Origin of the sequence: Paracoccus sediminilitoris (genome assembly GCF_003259195.1) — a bacterium.
In the GTDB taxonomy this organism is placed as follows: Bacteria; Pseudomonadota; Alphaproteobacteria; order Rhodobacterales; family Rhodobacteraceae; genus Paracoccus; species Paracoccus sediminilitoris.
The window spans coordinates 1-995 of the sequence record NZ_QJPK01000078.1 but is presented as its reverse complement, the minus strand read 5'-3'; the positions used below and the strand labels follow the sequence as shown (position 1 = coordinate 995).

At 63.8% G+C, this 995-nt stretch carries 1 protein-coding gene; it reads right to left on the bottom strand.

Annotated elements, in window-relative coordinates; all coding sequences use genetic code 11:
- Window positions 1–2 precede the first annotated feature (2 nt).
- Window positions 3–995 (bottom strand): elongation factor Tu (tuf, locus tag DKT70_RS17620; RefSeq protein WP_111560339.1); only part of this gene is annotated, 993 nt, incomplete at its 5' end.

Below are 995 nucleotides of genomic sequence, written 5' to 3'. Positions count from 1 at the left end.
GATCAGGCGATGATTTTGGAGACGACGCCTGCGCCGACGGTGCGGCCGCCTTCGCGGATAGCAAAGCGCAGCTTTTCTTCCATGGCGATCGGGGCGATCAGCTCGACCTCGAACTTCAGGTTGTCGCCGGGCATGACCATCTCGGTGCCTTCCGGCAGGTTCACGGTTCCGGTCACGTCGGTCGTGCGGAAGTAGAACTGCGGACGGTAGTTGGCGAAGAACGGCGTGTGACGGCCACCCTCTTCCTTGGTCAGGATATAGGCTTCGGCTTCGAACTTGGTGTGCGGGTTCACCGACTTGGGCTTGCACAGCACCTGGCCGCGTTCCACGCCTTCACGGTCGATGCCGCGCAGCAGGACGCCGACGTTGTCGCCAGCCTCACCACGATCCAGCAGCTTGCGGAACATTTCCACGCCCGTGCAGGTCGTCTTCTTGGTGTCGCGGATGCCCACGATCTCCAGTTCGTCGCCGACGTTGACGGCACCGCGCTCGACGCGGCCGGTCACGACCGTACCACGGCCCGAGATCGAGAACACGTCTTCGATCGGCATCAGGAAGGGCTGGTCCACGGCGCGCTCGGGCGTCGGGATATAGCTGTCGACGGCGGCGATCAGCTCACGGATCGAGTTCTCGCCGATCTCGGGGTCGCGGCCTTCCATGGCAGCAAGGGCCGAACCCTTGATGATCGGAATGTCGTCGCCCGGGTAGTCGTAGGAGGACAGCAGCTCGCGCACTTCCATCTCGACCAGTTCCAGCAGCTCTTCGTCATCCACCTGGTCGACCTTGTTCAGGTAGACGACCATGTAGGGGATGCCCACTTGGCGACCCAGCAGGATGTGCTCGCGCGTCTGCGGCATGGGGCCGTCGGCGGCGTTCACGACCAGGATCGCGCCGTCCATCTGGGCGGCACCGGTGATCATGTTCTTCACGTAGTCGGCGTGGCCGGGGCAGTCCACGTGCGCATAGTGGCGCGACTCGGACTCGTATTCCACGTG